The sequence below is a fragment of the Kitasatospora sp. NPDC058492 genome (genome assembly GCF_042720685.1).
Classification (GTDB): Bacteria; Actinomycetota; Actinomycetes; order Streptomycetales; family Streptomycetaceae; genus Kitasatospora.
The window spans coordinates 1-7248 of record NZ_JBHXMU010000007.1 but is presented as its reverse complement, the minus strand read 5'-3'; the positions used below and the strand labels follow the sequence as shown (position 1 = coordinate 7248).

Annotated in this window: 5 protein-coding genes; 4 read left to right on the top strand and 1 reads right to left on the bottom strand. The window is 70.8% G+C overall.

Features of this window, described 5'->3' with window-relative positions; all coding sequences use genetic code 11:
- Positions 1-119: 119 nt before the first annotated feature.
- On the bottom strand, positions 120-1550 hold the full coding sequence (gene pyk, locus ACFWPI_RS06695; RefSeq protein ID WP_380378737.1) for a pyruvate kinase: 1431 nt from the start codon (positions 1548-1550) through the stop codon (positions 120-122).
- Positions 1551-1831: 281 nt separating this feature from the next.
- Between pyk and ACFWPI_RS06690 the strand changes: the two genes are divergently transcribed.
- The 4 genes from ACFWPI_RS06690 (at position 1832) to ACFWPI_RS06675 (ending at position 7203) form a co-directional block, all read left to right on the top strand.
- Complete coding sequence (locus tag ACFWPI_RS06690) at positions 1832-2908, top strand: hypothetical protein (RefSeq protein WP_063347154.1); 1077 nt, start codon at positions 1832-1834, stop codon at positions 2906-2908.
- An 8-nt stretch (positions 2909-2916) separates the two neighbouring features.
- Positions 2917-4548, top strand: a complete 1632-nt coding sequence (locus ACFWPI_RS06685; protein ID WP_380378739.1) for a VWA domain-containing protein — start codon at positions 2917-2919, stop codon at positions 4546-4548.
- Positions 4535-5119, top strand: coding sequence for a hypothetical protein (locus ACFWPI_RS06680; protein WP_380378741.1), 585 nt, complete (start codon positions 4535-4537; stop codon positions 5117-5119). Before ACFWPI_RS06685 ends, ACFWPI_RS06680 begins: the two co-directional genes overlap by 14 nt.
- A gap of 251 nt (positions 5120-5370) precedes the next feature.
- Complete coding sequence (locus ACFWPI_RS06675) at positions 5371-7203, top strand: bifunctional metallophosphatase/5'-nucleotidase (protein WP_380378742.1); 1833 nt, start codon at positions 5371-5373, stop codon at positions 7201-7203.
- Positions 7204-7248 lie beyond the last annotated feature (45 nt).

The window sequence follows — 7248 nt, the reverse complement described above, 5'->3', positions numbered from 1 at the left end:
GTCCCCACCACCCCCCCCCCCCCCCCCCCCCCCCCCCCCCCCCACTGCCCCCCCAACCCCCCCCAAATCACCGAGGGGGGGGGGGGCGCCCCCCCCCCGCCCGCCCCCCCCCGCGCCGGTCAGTTGTCCAGGGTCCCGACGTGGTGGACGCGGACGAGGTTGGTGGAGCCGGCGAGGCCGGGCGGGGAGCCGGCGGTGATGACGACGATGTCGCCCTTCTGGCAGCGGCCGAGCGACAGGAGGGCCGCGTCGACCTGTTCGACCATCTGGTCGGTGGTGGGGGCGAAGGGGCCGAGGAAGGTCTCGACGCCCCAGGTGAGGGCGAGTTGGCTGCGGACGGCGGGTTCGTAGGTGAAGGCGAGGACGGGGATGGGTGAGCGGTAGCGGGTCAGCCGGCGCGCGGTGTCGCCGGACTGGGTGAAGGCGATGAGGTATTTGGCGTCCAGGAAGTCGCCGATCTCGGCGGCCGCGCGGGCGACGGCGCCGCCCTGGGTGCGCGGCTTGTTGCCGGTGGTCAGGGGCGGCAGTCCGGCGGCGAGGATGTCGGTTTCGGCGGCCTCGATGATGCGGCTCATGGTCTTGACGGTCTCGACGGGGTACTTGCCGACGGAGGTCTCGCCGGAGAGCATCACGGCGTCGGTCCCGTCGAGGACGGCGTTGGCGACGTCGGAGGCCTCGGCCCGGGTGGGCCGGGAGGCGTTGATCATCGAGTCGAGCATCTGGGTGGCGACGATGACCGGCTTGGCGTTGCGCTTGGCGAGCTTGACGGCGCGCTTCTGGACGAGCGGGACCTGTTCGAGGGGCATCTCCACGCCCAGGTCGCCGCGGGCCACCATGATGCCGTCGAAGGCGTCGACGATGGATTCCAGGTTGTCGACCGCCTGCGGCTTCTCGATCTTGGCGATGACGGGGACGAGGCGCCCCTCCTCGGCCATGATCCGGTGGACGTCCTCGATGTCGCGGCCGCTGCGGACGAAGGAGAGCGCGATCAGGTCGGCGCCGGTGCGCAGGCCCCACCGCAGGTCGGCGACGTCCTTGTCGCTGAGTGCGGGGACGGAGACGGCGACGCCGGGGAGGTTGAGGCCCTTGTGGTCGGAGACGAGGCCGCCTTCGATGACGAGGCAGCGCACGCGCGGCCCGTCGATCTCGACGACCTCCAGGGTGACCCGGCCGTCGTCGACGAGGATGCGTTCGCCGCGGGTGACGTCCGCGGCGAGGCCGGGGTAGGTGGTGCCGCAGATGTCCTTGTCTCCGACGACGCCGTTGTCGGTGGAGATGGTGAACTCGTCGCCGCGTTCGAGAAGTACGGGGCCGTGGGCGAAGGTGTCGAGCCGGATCTTCGGGCCTTGAAGGTCGACGAGGATGCCGACGCTGCGGCCGCTCTCGTCGGCGGCCTTGCGGACGCGGCGGTAGCGTTCCTCGTGCTCGTCGTGGGATCCGTGGCTGAGGTTGAAGCGGGCGATGTCCATTCCGGCGTCGACCAGGGATTTGATCTGGTCGTACGAGTCGGTGGCCGGCCCGAGGGTGCAGACGATTTTTGCTCGGCGCATACTGCTGAGGGTAGGCATTACCGGCGCGTAACCACGACGCGGGTCCGGACGGCGGGATGACCTTTGCCGTAAGGCGAGTTGAACAATCTGACACATCCTCGGACCGGTGTGCGAGCACCTGCCCGGATGCCGTCGCCGTCCGGCCTTCCGATGCGAACCCGTGAAGGGGTGTTCACCCTTGGTTCACCGCCGGTTCGGCCGCCGCTCCCCGCCCGGCGGGACGCTCGTCACCCCCGGGTGACCACCCGGACGACGTAGCGGACGAGGGGGAGGCGTTCGGCATGAGACGCACTCTGGGGGTGTTGGCGGCGTTGGCCCTGCTGGGCGGGGTGACGTACGCACTGATCCCGCAGGACGACCCGGGCGGCGACATCGTCACCGTCTCCGGCCTGATCGGTTCGGAGAAGCGCGACTTCTTCCAGGATCCGCAGGTCGTCGCCGAGTTGGCCAAGCAGGGCATGAAGGTGAACGCGGAGAGCATCGGCTCCTGGCTGATGGACGGCGACGCGAAGGACTTCGCGTTCCCGGCCAGTCAGCCGCCGGCCGACAAGCTGCGCGTGGACTGGAACATCAAGGAGGTCCCGGTCCAGCCGTTCTACTCGCCGCTGGTGATCCTCGCGCACCGCCCGGTGGCGGACGTCCTGATGGGCAACGGCCTGGCCACCCTGGACCATTCCACCGGGCTGTGGACGTTCCGGATGGACGCCTACCTGGCCGCGCTGAAGGCCGGCCGCACGTGGCCCGACCTCGCGGGCGCGACCGAGCACGCGGAGTTGAAGGGCCCGGTGTTCCTCACCACCACCGACCCGGAGACGTCCTCCTCGGGGGCGCTGCACATCGCCCTGCTGTCGTACCTGTTGAACAACCGCCAGGTGGTCTACGACCAGGCCGGGATCGACGCCACCAAGGACGTGCTGCGCACGGCGACGGCGATCCAGGGCGGCCAGAAGAGCAGCAGCGACGAGCCGTTCAAGGCCTTCCTGGCCGGGGTCGGCAATCCGCTGGTGCTCGCGTACGAGTCGCAGGCCGCCGCGATGGTGCTGAAGGGCGAGTCGACCGGCGACATGGTGGTGCTGTACCCGGACACCACCATCTACACCGACCACACCATCGTCGGCCGCACGCCGAACGGCCGGCGGCTGGCCGCCCAGCTGCACGACAACGCCGAACTGCGCCGCCTGGAGGCGAAGTTCGGCTTCCGTCCGCAGGACGACCCGGATGCCTTCGCCGCGCTGGTGAAGGGCAAGACCCCGGTCCTGGCGCCCAATCTCGCGGCGGCGAAGGTCAACCAGCCGCAGATTCCCGTGCCCGACATCCTGACCAGGCTGATCAAGGCCGCCAAGGGGAAGGCTCAGTGAACTCCCGGATGAAGAAGCACAGTTGGACGGTCGCCGCGCTGGCGACCCTGCTGGCGGCCGCCGCCTGCACCTCCACCCCGCCGGGCCCGAAGCCGTCCGACCCGCCGGCCACGACGGCGCAGCCGGGGGTGCTGCGGGTGCTGGCCGGCAGCGAGCTGCAGGACCTGGCGCCGATCCTGGAGGACGCCAGGAAGGCGACCGGGGTGACGGTGCAGTTCTCCTGGACGGGCTCGCTGGACGGCGCGGACGCGGTGTCCTCGGGCCGGGCGGACGGCAAGTACGACGCGGTGTGGTTCCCGTCCAACCAGTACCTGCGGCTGGACGACGCGGGGAAGTCGAAGGTGCTGTCGGAGACGCCGGTGATGGTGTCGCCGGTGGCGGTGGGGGTTCGGTCCTCGGTTCTCAACGAGCTCGGCTGGGGGGACGGTTCGAAGGTCTCCTGGGCGCAGATCGGGGATGCGGCGTCGGCCGGGAAGCTGGCGTACGGGATGGCGGACCCGTCCCGGTCGAACTCGGGCTTCTCGACGCTGGTGGCGGTGGCGTCGGCGTTCTCGGGTGCGGGGGCGGCGCTGACCGAGGGGGACGTGCAGAAGGCGGCGCCGCAGTTGAAGCAGTTCTTCACCGGCCAGAAGCTGACGTCGGGTTCCTCGGGCTGGCTGGCGCAGGCGTACACCCGGGCGGAGCCGGGCAAGGTCGGGGCGCTGGTGAACTACGAGTCGGTGCTGCTGTCGGTGAACAAGTCGCTGGCGGCGGACCAGCAGTTGACGGTGATCCGCCCGGTGGACGGGGTGGTGTCGGCGGACTATCCGCTGTCGTTGCTGTCCTCGTCCGCGCAGCGGGAGCGGGACTCCTTCCAGCGGTTGACGGCGTACCTGTTGAAGGAGGACGTGCAGAAACGGATCTCCGAGGTGACGTTGCGCCGCCCGGTGGCGCCGGGGGTGTCGCCGGCGGCCGGGCTGCCGGCGGACCGGCGGCGGGAGCTGCCGTTCCCGGGGAGCCGGGCGGTGGCGGACGGGCTGCTGGCCTCGTACCAGAACGAGCTGCGGCGGCCGTCGCGGACGGTGTACGTGCTGGACACCTCGGGGTCGATGGAGGGTTCGCGGATCTCGGCGCTGAAGTCGGCGCTGGGCCGGTTGACGGGGGCGGACGACACCCGGGCGGTGCGCCGGTTCCGGGACCGCGAGGAGGTGACGCTGATCTCCTTCGCGTCGAAGGTGAAGTGGGCGAGGACGCACGCGGTGCCGGCCTCGGGGAGCAAGCCGGGCCCGGAGGCGGAGCTGGCGTCGATCAACGCGGACGTGCAGTCGCTGGCGGCGTCGGGGGGTACGGCGCTGTACGACTCGCTGGAGGAGGCGTACCGGGTGATCGACCGGCAGCAGTCGGCGGCGGGGGACGACCGGTTCACGTCGATCGTGCTGATGACCGACGGGGAGAGCAACGAGGGGGCTTCGGACGGGGACTTCAAGCGGTTCCACGACGGCCTGCCGTCCGGGCAGAAGTCGATCCCGGTGTTCCCGATCAAGTTCGGGGAGGCGGCGGTGGGCCAGTTGCAGGGGATCGCGGACGTGAGCGGCGGCAAGCTGTTCGACGGGTCGGGTTCGCTGGACGGGGTGTTCGAGGAGATTCGTGGCTACCAGTGACGGGTTGGGCCGGCGGGTGCTGCGGTACCTGGAGTCGGCCCGGAACCTGGTCGGCTGCGGGGGCGGCGCGGTGGGGCTGGGGCTGCACTTCGCCGGGCTGGGCGGGGCGTGGTGGCCGGCGGTGGTGGCGGGGCTGTACGGGGCGGGCGCGCTGCTGACGCCGGGCCCGCGGACGGAGCCGCCCGTCGTCCTGCCCGTCGTCCTGCCAGTGGAGCCGCCCGTCGATCCGCTGGCGCCTCCGCTGGTGCCTCCGCTGCCGTCGACGCCCAGGCCGGAACCGGAGCCCGCACCGGAGCCCGCACCGCGGCCCGATCCCGAGCTCGCGGCGCTGGCCGACTACCTGGCCACGGTGCCGCTGCCGGATTCGGCCGGTGTGGCGGGCCTGCTGGCGGCGCTGGGCGCGACGGAGCCGGGGCCGGTGGCCGAGGAGATCGTGCGGCACCGGCTGCCGGTGGCGGTGGCCGGCTACCTGCGGGCGCTGACCTGGCGGCCGTGGGCGGGGCCGGACGCGCCGGACCCGGAGGCGGAGCTCGGCCGCGAGGTGCGCCGGCTGGTCGCGGAGCTGAACTGAGGGGCCTGCCTGAAAAAGCCCAGGCAGGCCCAGGCCGGAACCCCTTACCACCCCACCCTCCGCGCACCCCCGTCACGAACGAGTCGCCAAGATCTCACCTGCTGGAAACGTCGGAGGGCTATTCACCGGCCGGGCCCGCACGGCACACTTCTACGCGCGTCCTTCTACGCGCGTCGATGCGCGTCGGCACGCCACCCGAACACCAGTTGACGGTCCATCGGCCCGTCAGTCCCCACCCGGGAGAGTCGTCCATGCCCCTGAACCGCCGTGACTTCGTCACCCGGTCCGCCGCCACCGCCGCCGGCGCCGCCCTGACCGGCGGAGCAGTCGTCGCCGCCGCCCCCGCCGCCGTGGCCGCCGAGCCGGCTCCGGCGGCCGCCAAGGGCAAGCGCAAGGGCCGCAAGCAGGCCTTCACCGTCATGGGCACCACCGACCTGCACGGCCGGGTGCTCAACTGGGACTACTTCACCGACGCCGTGTACGCCGACAAGGCGCACAACGACGTCGGCCTCGCCAAGATCTCCACCCTGGCCAACCAGGTCCGCGAGGAGAAGGGCTGGGACCGCTGCCTGCTGATCGACTCCGGCGACATCATCCAGGGCACCCAGCTGACCTACTACTACGCCCGGATCGAGCCGATCGCCACCGACGGCGACAACGTGCCCGACCACCCGATGGCCGTCGCCATGAACCTCATGGGCTACGACGCCGCCGCGCTCGGCAACCACGAGTTCAACTACGGCATCCCCACCCTGAAGGCCTTCGAGGACCAGCTGGAGTTCCCGCTGCTGGGCGCCAACGCGCTGCACGCGAAGAACGAGAAGCCGGCCTTCAAGCCGTACGTGATCAAGGAGGTGTGGCTGGACGAGGACACCCCGCTGAAGGTCGGCATCCTCGGCCTCACCAACCCGGGCATCGCGATCTGGGACAAGGCCAACGTCACCGGCAAGATGGTCTTCCCGGGCATCGTCGAGACGGCCGCCAAGTACGTGCCCCGGATGAAGGCCGCGGGCGCGGACGTCATCGTCGTCTCCGCCCACTCCGGCATCGACGAGCCGACCACCTACGGCGACCAGCTGCCCTGGCCCGAGGACGCCTCCGGTGAGATGGCCGAGACCGTTCCGGGCATCGACGCGGTGCTGGTGGGCCACACCCACAAGGAGGTGGCGCAGCGGCTGATCGTCAACAAGAAGACCGGTAAGACCGTGGTGCTCTCCGAGCCGCTGTGCTGGGGCCAGCGCCTGAGCTGCTTCGACTTCGACGTCGAGTTCGCCGACGGCGCGTGGAAGGTCCTCTCGGTGTCCTCGCGGGTGCTGAACTCCAACACCGTGCCGGAGAACCCGGAGATCGTGGACGCGCTGACCGAGCAGCACAAGAAGGTCGTGGCGTACGTCAACCAGCAGATCGGCACCTGCAAGACGGACCTGTCGATCGCCGAGGCGCGGTTCCGGGCGACTCCGATCATCGACCTGATCGGCCGGGTGCAGGCGGACGCGGTGAAGGCGGCGCTGGCGGGCGGGCAGTACGCCAACCTGCCGGTGCTGGCGCAGGCGGCGCCGTTCAACCGGACGGCGCTGATCCCGGCGGGCCAGGTGAAGCTGCGCGACGCGGCGGGTCTGTACATCTACGAGAACACCCTGGAGGCGCGCGTCCTGACGGGTGCGCAGCTGAAGGACTACCTGGAGTTCTCGGCCAAGTACTACAACCAGCTTGCCCCGGGCGCGCCGGTCGACAAGGACGCGCTGACCGGCGCGGAGACCACGCCGGACTACAACTACGACTCGCTGTACGGGCTGAGCTACGACATCGACATCGCGCAGCCGAAGGGCCGGCGGATCGTCAACCTGTCGTTCCAGGGCAAGCCGATCGACCCGGCCGCGCAGTTCGTCCTGGCGGTCAACAACTACCGTGCCAACGGCGGCGGCAACTTCCCGCACGTGGCGCAGGCCAAGCTGGTCTGGTCGAACTCGGACGAGATCCGCAACACGATGATCGCCTGGGTGAAGGCCAAGGGCGTCATCGACTTGGCCGACTTCTTCACCGACTCCTGGCGCCTGGTGCGCGCCGGCCAGCCGGTGTTCTGAGCACCCCATTCGAAGGCCGTCGGCGCGGGACGAACCGTCCCGCGC